Below are 16,029 nucleotides of genomic sequence, written 5' to 3'. Positions count from 1 at the left end.
GCGTGTCCGGCGTGCGAAGACTCGGCTGGTGGCTCGACGTTCTACTGCTGGCGGCGTTCGCGGGGCTGACCGCCCTGCTCGCCGCCGGCCACCTCTACGGCGTGGACACCGCGATCGCGAACTACGCCGACGCGCACCGGCCGCCGGTCATGTACTGGATCGCGCTGATCGGCAACCAGCTCGGCCAGAGCGGCCACTTCCTGATCGCGTTCACGGTGATCGGGCTGTGGCTGCTCTACCGCGACCGGGACATCCGCCCGCTCATCCTGGTCGGGTTCACCTACGTCCTGGCCGGTGTGGTGGTCGTCCCGCTCAAGGAGTTCGGCGGCCGGGACGCGCCGACCTCCACGCTGCCGAACAAGGTCGAGCTCTTCAACGACGCGGCCGTCTACGACTGGTCCTACCCGTCCGGCCACATGGTCAACACGTTCGTCTGGTTCTTCACCCTGGTGATGCTGCTGACCTGGCTCTTCGGCGAGCGCGCCCGCCGCTTCGAGCCCGCGATCAGGATCGCCCCGCCGGTCATCGTCTTCGTCACCACGATCTACCTGAGCTTCCACTGGCTGACCGACTCGATCGCCGGCCTGCTCATCGGCGTGGTGCTCGGCCGCCTGATCGCCCTCATCCCGTGGCGGACCCTTCCGCTGCCGTCCTGGCTGCCGTTCACCGCCCAGCCGGCCGGCCCGGCCCCGCATGCCGTGTCGCTGTGGCGCGGACGATCAGCGGGCGCGGGAGGCGCGCAGGCGCCGCAGACGCCCGACCAGGACCGGATCGTGCGCTAGCGCCAGCGGATTGTCCAGCAGCCCGTTGAGCAGCTGGTAGTAACGCGTCGAGGACAGCCCGAACTCATCGCGGATCGCCTGCTCCTTGGCCCCCGCGTGCCGCCACCACCGCTTCTCGAACTCGAGGATCCGCACTTCACGCTCCACCAGCGCCGGCTCCTCCGGCGCGGGCCGCGGCGCCGGCACCCCGGCCGGATCGGAATCGTCTTCCTCGATGCCCTCCGCACTCATGCTGCTCACCCTAACCACCATCCACGCAGCTCGCACCGCTTCCTCTCGTGATCACCCGCATCACGGGGCCGGCCGTCAGAAGCGCGGTGTTTCCCGGGACCGAGCCGGACCCCACGTTCGGTTCTCCCGATTCCGGCGTCGCCCCGGTCGTGATCTCCGATATCGAAACCGCCGGCGTCCGCGTCGTCACCGCCTGAGAAGCTTCAAAACCCTTCAACAGCGGATTTTCCCGCTTCCGGCGTGGGCGCTCTGGGCGTGCTCCCGCGGGCCAACCTCGCGGCGGCCTCCGCCGCCGCTCCGGACGCCGCATCGGAGCCGGTCCCGGCCCGGCCACCCCAAATCCACGCGATTCCAGCCAAACCCCTTCCCCGGCCGCGCCTTTGCTCTGCTTACCTCTGCGCCCCGAAGTGGCCGGGCTCCTGATCTTGGCGCCCCATTCGGGGCGATTTGGGCATGTAAGCAGAGCAAAGTTCCCCAACTAGGCGTCGCGCCGCCCGAAATTTCGTCATATCGAGCCGTCGAACGCGGTCTGCCTACCGCCCTGGTCCGGCCTTGGATCCTGTGTGATCAATCAGTGGAGCGAAAGAGAGGTCGTCTAGCGAATTTGATCTATCTTTTGCTCCACTGATTGATCACACAGGGCGGCTCAGGGGATTCCGGCGAGCGAGGAGGCCTCGGCGAGCCCTCCATGTCGTGAAATTTCGGGCGTGGAGCGCTCGGTCAGCCCTTGCCTTGGCTTGTCGCGATTTTCGGGCGTGGCTCGTGGCCTGCGTCAGGCATTTGAAGATCATTTTAGGGTGAGTGGCATCGGACCGGTGCCCGCGGGAGCATGCCCAGAGCGACCACGCCGGAAGCGGGAAAATCCGCTTCTGAAGGGTTTTGAGGCTTCTCAGGCGGTGATGACGCGGACGCCGGCGGTTTCGAAGTCGGAGACCACGGAGGGGGCGGCGCCGGAGTCGGTGACCAGGGTTTCGACGCGGTCGATGGCGCAGATGCGGGCGAAGGCGTGGCCGCCGAGCTTGGACGAGTCGGCGATGATGACGACGCGTTTGGCGCGGCCGACCATCAGGGAGTTCATGGCGGCCTCGCCCTCGTGGTGGGCGGCGGCGCCGAGCTTCACGTCGATCGCGTTCACGCCGAGCAGGACGACGTCCAGCGTGACCTCGCGCAGCAGCGCGCCGCCGAGCGGGCCGACCAGCTCGAAGGACTGCGGGCGGACCACGCCGCCGGCCACGACGATCTTCATCTGGGAGCGGACCAGCAGCTCGTTCGCGATGTTGAGCGCGTTCGTGACCACGGTGAGCTGGGTGCCCTCGGCGTTGGTGTTCAGATCGGGGCGGACGGCGAGCGCGCGGGCGACCTCGGTCGTGGTGGTGCCTCCGTTGAGGCCGACGACCTGGCCGGGCGCGACCAGCGCGGCGGCCGCGGCGCCGATGCGCTGCTTCTCGGCCGAATGCTTCGCGGTCTTGTAGCGCAGCGGGAGGTCGTAGGAGACGCCGTTCGCCACCGCACCACCACGGGTACGGATGATCATCTGCTGCTGGGCGAGCTGGTCGAAGTCGCGCCGGATGGTCGCCTGCGACACGTTCAGGTGGGCCGCGGCGTCCTCCACGCTGACCCGGCCGCTGTCCGTGAGGAGCTCCAGCAGTGCGTTCCAGCGCACATACCGATCCACCGCCGGCCTCCTCCCGCGCAACCGTGCACACGCTGAGTGATTTGGTGCACAGTAATGCTCGAAAGGGCCGTCAAGCAAACCGCCGTGCTGCGCGAAGTTGTTCATGCTTGCCGCCAACCCCGGAATCTGAGCACAATGGCGCGCGAAACAGCGTTGAAACGAGCCGTTCTGCGCAGCACGGCCCGTGCCCGTCCCGGTCTTGGAGGGGTGTTCGAATGGCTTACGTCGACGAAGAACTCGCCAGTCAGCCCGACTGCTGGCGCACCGCCGCCGCCCTCGCCCCGGAGCACGCCGCCGTGCTCGGCCGGCCCGGCGAGCGCGTGGCCGTGACCGGCTGCGGCACATCCTGGTTCATGGCCATGGCCTACGCGACGCTGCGTGAACGGGCCGGCCTGGGCGAGACGGACGCGTTCCAATCCTCTGAATTCCCGATCACCCGGCGGTACGACCGGGTCGTCGCGATCACCCGGTCCGGTACCACGACCGAGGTGACCGCCCTGCTCACCGCGCAGGCGGACAGCGGCACGCCGACCACCGTGATCGTCGGTGACTCCGCCGCGCCGGCCGCGCACCTGGCCACGGACGTGGTCGCGATGCCGTTCGCGGACGAGCGCTCGGTCGTGCAGACCCGGTTCGCCACCAGCGCGCTCGCGTTGCTCCGCGCGCACCTGGGCGAGAACCTGGACGACGCGATCACGGACGCCGAGGTCGCGGTGCGCACGCCGTTGCCGGTCGACCCGGCCCTGGCCGAACAGATCACATTCCTCGGCCGCGGCTGGACGATCGGGCTGGCGCAGGAGGCCGCGCTCAAGTGCCGCGAGGCCGCGAACTTCTGGGCCGAGGCGTACCCGGCGATGGACTACCGGCACGGCCCGATCGCGATCGCCGGGCCGCACCGGGTGGTGTGGGCGTTCGGCGAGGTCCCGGCCGGGCTGGACGAGACGGTCGCGGCGACCGGCGCCACGTTCGTGCACAGCAGCGGGCACTGCGGGCACACCGCGCTCGGCAGCTGGAACGGCGGCCGGGTGCCGCTCGACCCGATGGCCGACCTGATCCTTGCCCAGCGCTTCGCGGTCTCGCTGGCCACCGCGCGCGGCCTCGACCCGGACGCGCCACGCAACCTGACCCGATCGGTCGTCCTGGCGTGACGGTGAGCAGCCCGGTCGTCGTCGCCATGGACATCGGCGGCACGGGGATGAAGTGCGGTGTCGTCGCGGTCGACGGCCCGGTGCTGCACACCGAGCGGCACGACACGCTCGCGTCCCGCGGGCCGGACGCGGTCGCGGCCTCGATCTGCGACATCGCGGAGGAACTGGCCGCGAAGGCCCGCGGGGCCGGGCAGACGCCGGTCGCGGCCGGGGTGGCGATACCCGGCGTGGTCGACGAGGTCCGCGGCATCGCGGTCTTCGCGGCGAACCTGGGCTTCCGGGACGTACCCCTGCGGGATCTGGTCTCCTCCCGGCTGGGCATCCCGGCCGCGCTCGGCCACGACATGCGCGCGGCCGGCCTGGCCGAGGCACGGCTCGGTGCCGGTCACGGCTCGGACGACGTGATTTTCGTGGGCATCGGCACCGGCATCGCGGCCGCGCACGTGCGCGGCGGTCACACCAACAGCGGCGCGCACGGCGCGGCCGGCGAGCTGGGCCACATCGTGGTCCGGCCCGGCGGTCCCGCCTGCGCCTGCGGCCAGCGCGGCTGCCTGGAGACGATCGCCAGCGCCGCGTCCGTGGCCCGGCGCTATCTCGCGCTCACCGGTTCGCGGATCAGCGCGGCCGAGGTGGTCACGCGCGCGGTCGCGGGCGAGGACGCCGCCGGCGAGATCTGGCGGGAGACCGTGGCCGCGCTCGCGGACGGGCTGCTCACCGCGCAGGCACTGCTCGACACGGAGGTCTTCGTGATCGGCGGTGGGCTGGGCGAGGCGGGCGAGGCGCTGCTCGGCCCGCTCCGTGAGAGGCTGGCCGCGCGTGTCACGTTCCACCGGCTACCCCGGCTGGTGAAGGCCAGCCTCGGCGACACCGCCGGGCTGCGCGGCGCGGCCCTGCTCGGCCTCGAAGCGCTGACCTCCCACTAGAGAGCACGGGTGACCATGCAGATCGCCGGCCGAATCGTCACGCCCGACGGGATCGTCGAGGACGGGCACGTCACGGTCGACGGGCCGCTGATCACGTCGGTCGGAGACGGTGCCGCCGACGGTGCCGAGCGAGCCGCGTGGGTGCTGCCCGGGTTCGTGGACATCCACAACCACGGCGGCGGCGGGCACACGTTCACCACCGGCGACCCCGACTCCGCGCGTGCCGCGGCCGCGTTCCACCTGCGGCACGGCACCACCACCGTGATCGCGAGCCTGGTCAGTTCGCCGTTCGCGCTGATGCGGGACGCGACCGCCGCGTTCCTGCCGCTGGTCCGCGAGGGCGTGCTCGGCGGTGTGCACTACGAGGGGCCGTACCTGTCCGGTGCGCGGTGCGGTGCGCAGAACCCGGACTTCCTGCGCGACCCGGACACCGATGAGCTGGCCGCGCTGATCGCGCTCGGCGACGGCGCGGTCCGGATGGTGACGATCGCGCCCGAGCTGCCCGGCGCGGTCGAGGCGATCAAGCTGCTCGCCTCGCACGGCGTCACGGCCGCGGTCGGGCACACGGACGCGGCGTACGACGTCACCCGCGCCGCGGTGGAGGCCGGCGCCACGGTCGCCACCCACCTGTTCAACGGCATGCGGCCGGTGCACCACCGTGAGCCCGGCCCGGTGCCGGCGCTGCTGGACTCGCCGGGCGTGATCTGCGAGGTGGTGGCGGACGGTGTGCACCTGCACGACGGCACGCTGTCGTTCGTGGCCGGTGCGGCCCGCGGCGGATACGCGCTGATCACCGACGCGATGGCCGCGGCCGGGATGCCGGACGGCGGCTACGAATTGGGCGGCCTCTCCGTGGTGGTGGCGGACCGGGTGGCCCGGCTGACCGCGAACGGGTCGATCGCCGGCAGCACGCTGACCATGGACGCCGCGCTCCGGCAGGCGGTCGGCGCCGGAATTCCCGTCGCGGACGCTTCCCGGGCCGCATCGTGGACACCGGCCCGCGCGGTCGGCCTCTCCGGCACGCTCGGCGCGATCACGCCGGGCCTGCGCGCGGACCTCGTGCTGCTCTCCGAGGATCTGCAGCTCACTGGCGTTGTTCGCGCCGGAGTCTTCCAGTAATCCATTTCTCTTCGGTACGGTGCGCTCATGTGAGCGTGCACATGGCCGTTCCCGCATAGTGAAATCCACCAACATTTTTTGGGATAAATCCGTCTATGGGGGACTAGCGTCTCGGGTCATGCATCTGACCGTTACGCACCTTGCCGCCTTCGCGGGAGTGATGGCGCTCGGCACGATGTCCCCCGGCCCGGACTTCGCGATCGTTCTGCGCCACGCCGTCGCCTCCGGCCGCCGGGCCGGGTTCGCGACCGCGGTCGGCATCGCCACCGGCATCCTCGGCTGGGTCCTCCTCGCCGCCGCCGGCGTGGCCGCGCTGGTCGCCACGTCGCCAGTCGCATACCTGTCGATGAAGCTGATCGGCGCGGCCTACCTGGTCTTCGTCGGCCTCCGCACACTCTGGACCGCGATCTCCGCCCGCCGCGACCTGCCCCCGGACACCCACGCCGACCTGGCCCGGCTCGCCGTCGCGTTCGACGTCCCCCGCCACCGCCGCCGCCGGCTGCCCTGGCTCTCACTGCTCGCCTGGGACCGCCGTCACTGGTCCGCGTTCCGCGCCGGCCTGGTCACCAACGTCTTCAACCCCAAGGTTGCGGTGTTCTTCCTGGCGCTGCTTCCGCAGTTCCTGCCCGAGCACCCCACCGCCGGCGACACGCTCGTCCTCGCGGCCGTCTCGTTCGCCGTCACCGCCGGCTGGTTCACCACGGTCACGCTGGTCGTCGGCGCCATGAAACGCCTCCTCGACCGCCGCGCCGTCCGCCGCGGCCTCGACACCCTGATGGGCTCCGCCCTGCTCGCCCTCGGCCTCCGCCTCGCCATCGAACACTGAGCGCCGCCGAGCCTTCCCGGCGCCGAGCCCCGGACCCCCACGTTCCGGCCGGTTGCGGTTCGCGCGCATCGTTTCCCGCTTCCGGGGTGGTCCAGTCCGCGTGCTCCGGCGGGGGCTGAGCTTTCCCGGGGCCGAGCCCCGGACCCCCACGTTCCGGCCGGTTGCGGTTCGCGCGCGTCGTTTCCTGCTTCCGGGGTGGTCCAGCCCGCATGCTCCGGCGGGCAAACCTCGCGGCGGCCTCCGCCGCCGCTCCGGACGCCGCATCGGAGCCGGGTTCGCCGCTGGTCACGGACCACCACGCGATCCACTCGGCCACGGCTTCCGGCCCGCGCCTCCAAGACCAAACGGCGCTGCCGAGCAAGACGATGACGCGCTACTTTCTCGGCAGCCTTTGCTCTGAGGCCTATTCAGCAGGGCTGAGCCGCCGCCGCGTCGCCGCAGGCCAGCGCTGTCGGCGCGCTACACGCTGAATAGCCCTCTATGAGGCTTATTCAGCGGGCGAGCCGACGCCGCGTCGCCGCAGGCCAGCGCTGTTGGTGCGTAACGTGCTGAATAACCCTCGAGGCTTATTCAGCGCCGGCCTCGTCAGGCCGCCCGGACTGCGGCAACGCGATGCCGGCTCGCCGCGCTGAATAAGCCTCTATATCTACAATTTCGGCGCGAATCGCCCGGCTGACTGTCGCCCTGCCCGATACCAAAGCCGCAGCAGCGGCCCAGGTCGCACGGCCCTCGGCACCGCAAGATCCGCGAGCCATCCGGCCGGTGGCTCGGATTTGACTAGTGATACGTAGCGCACCGTATGAGGCCGGTGGATTCAATCGGTCGTCGCAATGCAACGTTTATGCAGCTAGAGGTGCCGATAGTAGCTGATTGAGGGCTTCGGCGGGTGTGCGCATGTTGAGGGTTTCGCGGGGGCGGCCATTGAGTTCGGCGGCGACGTCGTCGAGGTGCTGTCTGGTGTGGACGGACAGGTCGGTGCCCTTGGGGAAGTATTGGCGGAGCAGGCCGTTGGTGTTCTCGTTGCTGCCGCGCTGCCAGGGCGAGTGCGGGTCGCAGAAGTAGACATCGATGCCGGTGGCGATGGTGAAGTCGGCGTGGCGGGTCATCTCGACGCCTTGATCCCAGGTCAGTGACTTGGTCAGGTGAGCGGGCAGTGTCGTGATGGTGGCGATGAGGGCGTCGCGGACGGCCTCGGCGTCCCGGCCGTCGGGCAGGTGGACGAGCATGCAGTAGCGGGTGGAGCGTTCGACCAGAGTCCCGATCGCGGAGCCGCCGTCCTCACCGATGATCAGGTCGCCTTCCCAGTGGCCGGGCACGGCCCGGTCGGCGGCCTCAGCGGGCCGCTCACGGATGTTGATCATTGCGGGGATCCGGCCGCGTTTCTCCTGCTGTCGTGACCTGACCCTGGGCTTGCGCAGAGCCCTGCCGGTCCGCAGGCACGCGGTCAGCTCCTTGCGCAGCCCACCCCGGGACTGGACGAACAGCGACTGGTAGATCGTCTCGTGAGACACCCTCATCGATTCATCGTCCGGGAAACGCCGGGGCAGCCACAACGCGATCTGCCGCGGTGACCACTTCAGCTTCAGCTTCCCCTGCACCACCCGCCGCAACCGCGGGCAGTCCGCGAGCTTCACGGGCTTCGGCCGGCGGCGGCGATCACGCGCCTTCTCGTCCGCACGGCCGGCCCGATAACCCACCCGCACGGTCGAATTCCGGGCCAGTTCCCGCCCGATCGTCGACGGCTCCCGCCCCAGCGCCACCGCGATCGACCGCCGCGACTCACCCCGATCACGCCGCAGCATGATCTCCTCGCGTTCCTCGAACGACAGATACCGGCCTGACCCGGCCCCAGCCCCGTTGTTGATCACCCCGCCAGCATCCTGGAACCAGCGCATACCCGTCCACCGCGAGACTCCCGCAGCCGTCGACGCCTCCTCGGTAGACAAACCAGCCCGAATCCCCTCCCAAAACCGCACCCGAACCACATAAGGAACACCCGGCTTCGCCATCAAAACCCCTGCTCAGAGGGCATTGCAACGACCAATTGACCACAAGGCCTCGATAAGGTGCTCCACGTATCACTAGTCAAAATCCGGGTGACTTTACTGCGATATTTCGGGCGTTGGGCCTTCGAAGGGCGGGGTGTTCCACATACTGACGGCGATCTTCCATCATGCGGAAGATCATCCGGAAGTCGAGAACGATCCTCTGCGATAGGGAATCGACGTCGCGCCGGAAACGGGCTGGAAGGCGACGCGCGGGATGAGCTTCATGCAGGCTTATTCAGCGGCGCGGGCCGACGCCGCATCGCCGCAGCCCAGCGCCGTCGGCACGCAACGCGCTGAATAACCCTCTCTGCCTACCTGCACAAATCAGTCAACCGCACGGACAGTCAACCTTGGGTTGGGCTGTACCTCACACCTCGACTCATGGTCACGATGGAGGCTTATTCAGCGCAGCGAACCGGCACCGCGTTGCCGCAGGCCGCGCGGTCTGACGAGGGCGGCGCTGCATAAGCCTCATGGTCTCCGCGCCCGGCGATGAAAGTGCGGGATCTCCACCGCCACGTCCGGCAATCAGCAACAGAACTTCCCTTCGCCGCTGAAGCCTGTCCAAAATATGGTTACGAAAGGCTCGACTACGACTCTTGAAAGCGGCCACGTGTCGCAAATCGTTGTTGAAACCGCCGGATGACAACGATTTGCGACACGTGATCAACTCCCGGCCGCGGCCATACTGAGCCTTCGGGGTCAGAGTGACGCGGCGCTCCGTAGTGGCGACCTCTATAGCGTGAAATTTCGGGCGCGCGGCGCCCGGACAGCCACCGCCGTTCGAACCCCGACCTCGAAAGGTCAGTAGTCGGGTTTGCAGCTGGAAAGGCGGCGTTTCGCGGCGAGTATGCCGAAATGGCCGCTGCACCGGGAGGTCTGTGGGAGACCGCTGTGCGGGCGGGTCTGTGAGGCGTGCGGAGCGGGAGTCGGCGGGAGCGGGAGTCAGCGGGAGCGGGAGTCGGCGTAGGCGGCGAGGTGGGCGACCTGGGCGGGGTCGAGGGAAGGGCGGACGCGGGTGCGGGCGGTGGCCACGTGGGTGGCGGTGACGGAGGTGGCGTCGAGGGATTCGCGCATGGCGGCCAAGGCGGCCTCGCGGATCAGGGCGGCGCAGTCGGCGGCGGAGAAGTTCTCCAGGTCGGTGCCGAGTGCGGCCAGGTCGACGTCGTCGGCGAGCGGGACCGGCTTGGCGGCGGCGCGCAGGATCGCGGTGCGGGCCTCGGCGTCCGGCGGCGGGACGTAGACGACGCGCTCCAGGCGGCCGGGGCGCAGCAGCGCGGGGTCGATCAGGTCGGGGCGGTTGGTGGCGCCGATGACCACGACGTTGCGCAGCGACTCGACGCCGTCCAGCTCGGTGAGCAGCGCGGCGACCACGCGGTCGGTGGTGCCGCCGTCGCTCGCCTGGCCACGGACCGGCGCGAGCGCGTCCACCTCGTCCAGGAACACCAGCGTGGGCGCGGCCTCGCGGGCGCGGCGGAACAGTTCGCGGACCGCGCGCTCGCTCTCGCCGACCCACTTGCTGAGCAGCTCCGCGCCCTTGACCGAGAGCACGTTCGCCTTACCCGAGCCCGCCACCGCCTTCACCAGGTAGGTCTTTCCGCAGCCGGGCGGCCCGTAGAGCAGCACGCCGCGCGGAGCCTGCACGCCGAGCCGGGCGAACGTGTCCGGATAGGTCAGCGGCCACAGCACCGACTCGGTGAGCAGCTGCTTGACCTCGGCCATGTCGCCGACGTCGTCCAGCGTGACCCGGGCCAGCTCCAGCGTGGACTCGGCCATCGAGGTCGGCCGGACCACCTCCAGCGCGGCCGAGAAGTCCGCCATCGTGATCGTCGGCGTTTCCGGCGCCTCCGCCTTCTGCCGCAGCGCGGCGCGCACCGCGGCCTCCCGGGTCAGCGCGGACAGGTCCGCGGCGACGAAACCGGGGGTACGGCCGGCCACGTCGTCCAGCCGCACGTCCTCGGCCAGCGGCATGCCCCGGGTCAGCACGTCCAGCTGCTCGCGGCGCAGCACCGCGTCCGGCAGTGACACGCTGATCTGCACGGACAGCAGGTCGGGCGCGCGCAGCGCCGGGTCCAGCTCCTCGGGCCGGCTGCTGGTGCAGACCACGGCCGTGCCCGCCTTGATCAGGGCGGCGATGACCTGCCGGAACACGGTCGCCAGCGGTCCGGCGTCGGCGCGCGGGACCAGCGCGTCCACGTCCGCGACCAGCAGCACGCCGGGCTTGTCGCCGCCGGAGATCGTGTCCGCGGCGGCGCGCAGTCGGCGGGCCGCGGCCTCGTTGCTGAGCGCGACCAGCTCCGGTGCCCAGAGCGCGGTCACGCGCGCGCCGACCGAGGCCGCGACGGACCGGACCAGCACGCCCTTGCCGGATCCGGCCGGGCCGGTGATCAGCACGCCGAGCGAGACGGTCGCGCCGAGCCGGCCCAGCACCTCACGGTGGTGGAAGCCGAGGTCGAGCAGCTCACTCAGCTCGTGGGCCTGAGCCCGAAGACCGGGCAGGTCCTCCACCGGCGGTACGACCTCGTCGTCCTCGACGATCTCCGCCTCGATCGGCTCGGCCGACGAGGCTGACGAGGCCGCCGAGGCCGCGGCCGATGCGGCGGAAACGAAGGCGGTGCCGCCGGACGCACCGGAACCGGACGTACCTGAACCGGGAGCACCGAAACCGGGAGCACTGAAACCGGGAGCACCGGAACCGCGCACACCCGGACCGGGCGCGCCGGAGCGTGCCGGGCCGGGGGCGGGCGCACGGCGTACCGCCGCTGGTTGGGCATTGAAGGTCTGGCCGTGCGTGGTGTGACCGCCGCCGGCCCAGGTGACCACCGTGTCCATGGTGACCAGCGCGCCGTCGGAGTCCTCCACGGACTCCACGCGCAGCAGCGTGGTCGTCCAGCCGAAGCCGACCGTGTTGGCCAGGCTGCGCCGTGCGGTCTGCACCAGGCCCAGCGTGGTGGCGTCCGGCAGCACGTCCTGCGGCAGCAGCGACACGTCGTCGCCGGCCGTGACCACCTTGCCGAGCAGCGCGAGCCGCAGCATGTCGGCGGAGACCGCGACCACGATCTCCGGCGAGCCGGACAGCACCACGCGGCGCGCGCCGGTCGTCGGGATCGACGCGATCGTGATCTGCCCGCCCTCGCGCAGCCCGAGGTTGCCGAGGATCAGGTCGTCCGCGTAGAGGATCGCGCGGCTCGACGTCGGCTCCGCGAGTGCCACGATGCCCGCGGTGGTGCGCTGCCCGGACAGCCGGACCGGGTCGCCGGCGTGCAGGCCCAGCGCGGCCAGCACCTCGGGGTGGAGTCGCACGATCCCGCGGCGCGCGTCCAGCGCGGCCGGTCGCAGCATGGCGGTCAGCGTCAGCTCAGCATCGCTCACCCCAGCGACACTAGCGTGATCACGCTTCACAGGTCCGGCACAGTCGTTCCGCCGTAGGCTCGCGCCATGCCCCGTGCTCTGCCCGCTCGCCTCCGCCGTGCCCTCCCGCGCATGTCGCCCCGCCGCTGGATCGCCGGCTCGGCCGCGCTGGCGCTGGTCGCGGGCCTGACCGGCTGGGCGGTGTGGCCGGAGGACCCGGGCTTCACGTTCACCGACGAGATGCTGACGGTACGGTCCGGGCCGTCCGGGGACGAGCCGATCACGCTGGACACCCGCTACTTCCTGCCGGACGGTGCCTCCACGGAGCAGCCGGTGCCCGCGCTCCTGCTGGCGCACGGCTTCGGCGGCGACATGCACAGCGTGCACGCGCAGGCGGAGGAGCTGGCCGCCGCGGGCTACGCGGTGCTGACCTGGACCGCGCGCGGTTTCGGGCGCAGCGGCGGGCAGATCCATCTGGACAGCGCGGACCACGAGGTCAAGGACGCGCAGCGGCTGCTGGACTGGCTGGCCGCGCGGCCCGAGGTGCGGCGCGACGCGCCGGGCGATCCGCGGGTCGGCGCGGCCGGCGGCTCCTACGGCGGCGCGCTGGCCCTGCTGCTGGCCGCGCAGGACTCGCGGGTGGACGCGATCGTGCCGTCGATCACCTGGAACGACCTCGGCCGCGCGTTCCTGCCGGACGCGGCCGGCGGCGCGGTGGTGGACGGCGTCTTCAAGAAGGCCTGGGCCGGCACGTTCTTCTCGTCCGGCGCGAGCGGCGGTGCGAGCGGCGGTGCGAGCGGCGGTGCGAGTGGCGGTGCGAGTGGCGCGGCGAGTGGCGGTGCGGGCGTGCCGGCGGGCGGAGGCGCGCCCGGTGGCGTACCCGCCGGGATCGATCCGGCCTGTGGCCGCTTCGCCCCGGACGTGTGCGCGGCCTTCATGACGATCGCCACCACCGGACGGGCCACGCCGGAGGCGGTCGCGGTGCTCGACCGGTCCAGCCCGGCCCGCGTGCTCGACCGCATCAAGGCACCCACGCTGCTGGTCCAGGGCCTGGCCGACACGCTGTTCCCGCTGTCCGAGGCGGACGCGAACGCGCGCGGCATCGCGGCGAACGGCACACCGGTCCGCATCGCCTGGTACGCGGGCGGCCACGACGGCGGCGCAGGCCCGCGCACCGACCGCGACCGCGTCGACGAGCTGACCCGCGAATGGCTGGACCACTACGTGGCCGGTGCGGGCGCCGCGCCGCCGCAGGACTTCGTCTACTCCCGGGTGGCCGGCTTCGACGCGATGGACCGCGGCCTGGTCACCAACGCGTACACGATCGCGGACTATCCGGGCCTGACCGGCGAGACCACCGCGACCGTGGTCGTGGCCGGGCCGGCGCAACCGATCGCGAACCCGCCGGGCGGCAACCCGGCCGCGCTCTCCTCGCTGCCGGGCGTCGGCGCGCTCTCGTCCGTGCTCGGCGCCGCGGACCTGCCCGGCCAGCACGCCGCGTTCGTGTCCGAGCCGCTGCCGGAGGCGCTGGACGTCGGCGGATCACCGCGGGTCACGGTGCGTGCCGCGTCGCCGGCCGGCGAGGCCGTGCTGTTCGTGAAGCTCTACGACGTGGACCCGGACGGCGGCGCCACGCTCTCCGAGGGCCTGGTCGCACCGGTGCGGCTGACCGGCCTGCCCGCCACGATCGACGACGCCGCGCCGGTCACGGTCACGCTGCCCGCGATCGTGCGCCGCATCGACGAGGGGCACCGGCTGCGGATCGTGGTGGCCGCCTCGGACCAGGCGTTCGCGTCGCCGGCCGAGCCCGCGGTCCACACGGTCGCGGTCGAGCCGGCCGTGACGCTGCCGATCCTGACCGGCACGCCGATGACCGGCCCGGACGCGGTCTGGCGCTGGGTGCTGGCCGGTCTGCTGGCCACGATCGCGCTCGGCCTTGCCGTGGTGCTGCTGCTCGCGCGCGCCCGGCACCGCCGCGTCGACCGTTCGGTCGCGGCCGAGCACGCGGACACGCCGCTGGTCGTCGACGGCCTGCGCAAGGAGTACGCGGACGGGTTCGTGGCGGTGTCCAGGGTGGACTTCACGGTGCGGCGCGGCCAGGTGGTCGGCCTGCTCGGCCCGAACGGCGCCGGCAAGACCACGACGCTGCGCGTGCTGATGGGCCTCACCCAGCCGACCCGCGGCGAGATCCGGATCTTCGGGCACCGGCTGACGCCCGGCTCGCCGGTGTTGTCCCGGGTCGGCGCGCTGGTCGAGGGGCCGGGCTTCCTGCCGCACCTGACCGGCGAGCAGAACCTGCGCGCGTACTGGAAGGCGACCGGCCGCCCGTGGGCGGACGCCCGCTTCGAGGAGGCGCTGGAGATCGCCGGGCTCGGCGACTCGGTGCACCGGCGGACCCGCAAGTACAGCCACGGCATGCGGCAGCGGCTGGCGATCGCCCAGGCCATGCTGGGCCTGCCGGAGCTGCTGGTGCTGGACGAGCCGACGGACGGCCTGGATCCGCCGCAGATCGCCCAGATGCGCCGGGTGCTGCAGCGCTACGCCACGGACGGCCGGGCCGTGCTGGTCTCCAGCCACCTGCTCGCCGAGGTGGAGCAGACCTGCACGCACGCGGTGGTGGTGAACAAGGGGACGATCGTGGCGTCCGGCCCGGTCGAGGAGATCGTGGGTGACTCGCCGACCGTGCACCTGGACGTGGACGATCCCGAAGCGGCCCGGGCCGTGCTCGACGGGCTGGCGGACGTGCGGCCGCTGGTGGAGAACGGCGGGCTGGTGGTGGACCTCAACGGCACGCCGCGCTCGGAGGTGGTGGCGGCGCTGGTCCGGGCCGGGGTGGGCGTGGACCGGGTGGTGCCGAGGCGCCGCCTGGAGGACGCGTTCCTGGCGCTGGTCGGCGACAACTCGCGGGGGAGTGGGGACAGATGAGCACGGCCGGTGCGGTGGGTTACAAACCGGGACGGACGCTGTCGTTCGGGGCGGAGTTCCGGCGGCAGGCCACGCGGATGCGTACCCGGCTGGCACTGGGTTTCATGGTCCTGTTGCCTTTGATCATTTTGATCGCGTTCCAGTTCGAGACCGGCGGGGACGACGACGGCGACGGCGGCGGCGAGTTCGGCAGCCTGATCGATCTGGCCACGTCCGGCGGTCTCAACTTCACGCTGTTCACGCTGCTGGTCTCGGCCGGTTTCATGCTCGGCGTGGTGGTGGCGCTGTTCCACGGCGACGCCGTGGCCAGCGAGGCGAGCTGGGGCAGCCTGCGCTACCTGCTGGCGATCCCGGTGCCGCGGGCCCGGCTGCTGGGCGTGAAGCTGGCGGTCGCGCTCACCTACTCCGGGCTGGCGCTGCTCACGCTGGCCGGCACCGCGCTGCTGCTCGGCACGGTGCGCTACGGATGGTCGCCGCTGCGCAGCACGGTCGCGGCCCAGATCCCGCCGGACGAGGGCCTGCTGCGCCTGCTCGGCGTGGTCGGCTACCTCGCGGTCACGCTGCTGGTCACCGCGGGCCTGGCGTTCCTGCTCTCGGTGCTGACCGACGCGCCGCTCGGCGCGGTGGGCGGCGCGGTGCTGCTGGTGATCCTCTCCAACATCCTGGACCAGATCACCGCGCTCGGTGATCTGCGGAACCTGCTGCCCACCCACTTCTCCGACGCCTGGCTGGGCCTGCTCTCCACGCCGATCCAGACCGACGACATGGTCAAGGGCACGATCTCCGCGGTCTGCTACGCCACGCTCTTCTGGTCGATCGCGTTCTGGCGCTTCACGCGCAAGGACATCACCTCGTAGGACGTCACCTCGTAGGCACGGCGCCTCGCCGCGGCCCGGCCGGCCCTCGTAGAACCGGTCCGCCCGTCACCCGTTGGTGGCAGGTTCGCACATCGCGTGCGACGGCCGCCCGGATCCGTGAACCACCGTCTGTCGCGCGACGGT

The 16,029-nt window shown here is 71.5% G+C and carries 12 protein-coding genes; 8 read left to right on the top strand and 4 right to left on the bottom strand.

The features are described from left to right. The first annotated feature begins 11 nt into the window (after positions 1–11). Complete coding sequence (locus J2S43_RS33180; RefSeq protein ID WP_306835872.1) at positions 12–782, top strand: phosphatase PAP2 family protein; 771 nt, start codon at positions 12–14, stop codon at positions 780–782. Here J2S43_RS33180 and J2S43_RS33175 read toward each other — a convergent pair. Beyond that, complete coding sequence (locus tag J2S43_RS33175) at positions 720–1,034, bottom strand: DUF3263 domain-containing protein (RefSeq protein ID WP_442320051.1); 315 nt, start codon at positions 1,032–1,034, stop codon at positions 720–722. The two genes, J2S43_RS33180 and J2S43_RS33175, sit on opposite strands and share 63 nt — an antisense overlap. Positions 1,035–1,060: 26 nt before the next feature. On the opposite strand from J2S43_RS33175, the gene J2S43_RS33170 reads away from it, so the two are divergent. Further along, positions 1,061–1,210, top strand: coding sequence for a hypothetical protein (locus J2S43_RS33170; RefSeq protein WP_306835871.1), 150 nt, complete (start codon positions 1,061–1,063; stop codon positions 1,208–1,210). A gap of 692 nt (positions 1,211–1,902) precedes the next feature. On the opposite strand, the gene J2S43_RS33165 is transcribed toward J2S43_RS33170, so the two are convergent. Continuing rightward, the gene (locus tag J2S43_RS33165; RefSeq protein ID WP_306835869.1) at positions 1,903–2,688 is read right to left on the bottom strand and encodes a DeoR/GlpR family DNA-binding transcription regulator; all 786 of its coding nucleotides are present in this window, start codon (positions 2,686–2,688) and stop codon (positions 1,903–1,905) included. 215 nt (positions 2,689–2,903) lie between these two features. Between J2S43_RS33165 and J2S43_RS33160 the strand changes: the two genes are divergently transcribed. The 4 genes from J2S43_RS33160 to J2S43_RS33145 all read left to right on the top strand — a co-directional run bounded on the left by J2S43_RS33160 (position 2,904) and on the right by J2S43_RS33145 (position 6,704). Then, on the top strand, positions 2,904–3,836 hold the full coding sequence (locus J2S43_RS33160) for an SIS domain-containing protein (protein WP_306835868.1): 933 nt from the start codon (positions 2,904–2,906) through the stop codon (positions 3,834–3,836). Positions 3,837–3,838: 2 nt separating this feature from the next. Further along, on the top strand, positions 3,839–4,759 hold the full coding sequence (locus J2S43_RS33155) for an ROK family protein (protein WP_370881806.1): 921 nt from the start codon (positions 3,839–3,841) through the stop codon (positions 4,757–4,759). Between the two features lie 9 nt (positions 4,760–4,768). After that, complete coding sequence (gene nagA / locus J2S43_RS33150; RefSeq protein WP_306835867.1) at positions 4,769–5,878, top strand: N-acetylglucosamine-6-phosphate deacetylase; 1,110 nt, start codon at positions 4,769–4,771, stop codon at positions 5,876–5,878. Positions 5,879–5,996: 118 nt separating this feature from the next. Then, positions 5,997–6,704 carry a LysE family translocator gene (locus tag J2S43_RS33145; protein WP_306835866.1) on the top strand — a complete coding sequence of 236 codons (708 nt, stop codon included), beginning with the start codon at positions 5,997–5,999 and terminating at the stop codon, positions 6,702–6,704. An 839-nt stretch (positions 6,705–7,543) separates the two neighbouring features. Here the strand turns inward: J2S43_RS33145 and J2S43_RS33140 are convergent. Beyond that, positions 7,544–8,713 carry an IS30 family transposase gene (locus J2S43_RS33140; protein ID WP_370881596.1) on the bottom strand — a complete coding sequence of 390 codons (1,170 nt, stop codon included), beginning with the start codon at positions 8,711–8,713 and terminating at the stop codon, positions 7,544–7,546. Positions 8,714–9,697: 984 nt separating this feature from the next. Beyond that, on the bottom strand, positions 9,698–12,124 hold the full coding sequence (locus J2S43_RS33135; RefSeq protein WP_306835865.1) for an AAA family ATPase: 2,427 nt from the start codon (positions 12,122–12,124) through the stop codon (positions 9,698–9,700). Between the two features lie 66 nt (positions 12,125–12,190). Between J2S43_RS33135 and J2S43_RS33130 the strand changes: the two genes are divergently transcribed. Both J2S43_RS33130 and J2S43_RS33125 read left to right on the top strand, forming a co-directional pair. Continuing rightward, positions 12,191–15,028 (top strand): alpha/beta fold hydrolase, encoded by a 2,838-nt coding sequence (locus J2S43_RS33130; protein ID WP_306835863.1) that lies wholly within the window; start codon positions 12,191–12,193, stop codon positions 15,026–15,028. Continuing rightward, entirely contained in the window at positions 15,025–15,885 is an 861-nt protein-coding gene (locus J2S43_RS33125) for an ABC transporter permease (protein WP_306835862.1), read from the top strand. Before J2S43_RS33130 ends, J2S43_RS33125 begins: the two co-directional genes overlap by 4 nt. The last annotated feature ends 144 nt before the right edge of the window (positions 15,886–16,029 follow it).

The sequence above is a fragment of the Catenuloplanes nepalensis genome (genome assembly GCF_030811575.1).
GTDB lineage: Bacteria > Actinomycetota > Actinomycetes > Mycobacteriales > Micromonosporaceae > Catenuloplanes > Catenuloplanes nepalensis.
This window is presented reverse-complemented; position numbering and strand designations above follow the sequence as displayed.

What these genes read in the sequence shown, in the direction of transcription:
- J2S43_RS33140 (WP_370881596.1), bottom strand. Translation starts at nt 8,713, where the DNA reads ATGGCGAAGCCGGGTGTTCCTTATGTGGTTCGGGTGCGGTTTTGGGAG.
- J2S43_RS33130 (WP_306835863.1), top strand. Translation starts at nt 12,191, where the DNA reads ATGCCCCGTGCTCTGCCCGCTCGCCTCCGCCGTGCCCTCCCGCGCATG.
- J2S43_RS33125 (WP_306835862.1), top strand. Translation starts at nt 15,025, where the DNA reads ATGAGCACGGCCGGTGCGGTGGGTTACAAACCGGGACGGACGCTGTCG.
- J2S43_RS33145 (WP_306835866.1), top strand. Translation starts at nt 5,997, where the DNA reads ATGCATCTGACCGTTACGCACCTTGCCGCCTTCGCGGGAGTGATGGCG.
- J2S43_RS33175 (WP_442320051.1), bottom strand. Translation starts at nt 1,034, where the DNA reads ATGGTGGTTAGGGTGAGCAGCATGAGTGCGGAGGGCATCGAGGAAGAC.
- J2S43_RS33160 (WP_306835868.1), top strand. Translation starts at nt 2,904, where the DNA reads ATGGCTTACGTCGACGAAGAACTCGCCAGTCAGCCCGACTGCTGGCGC.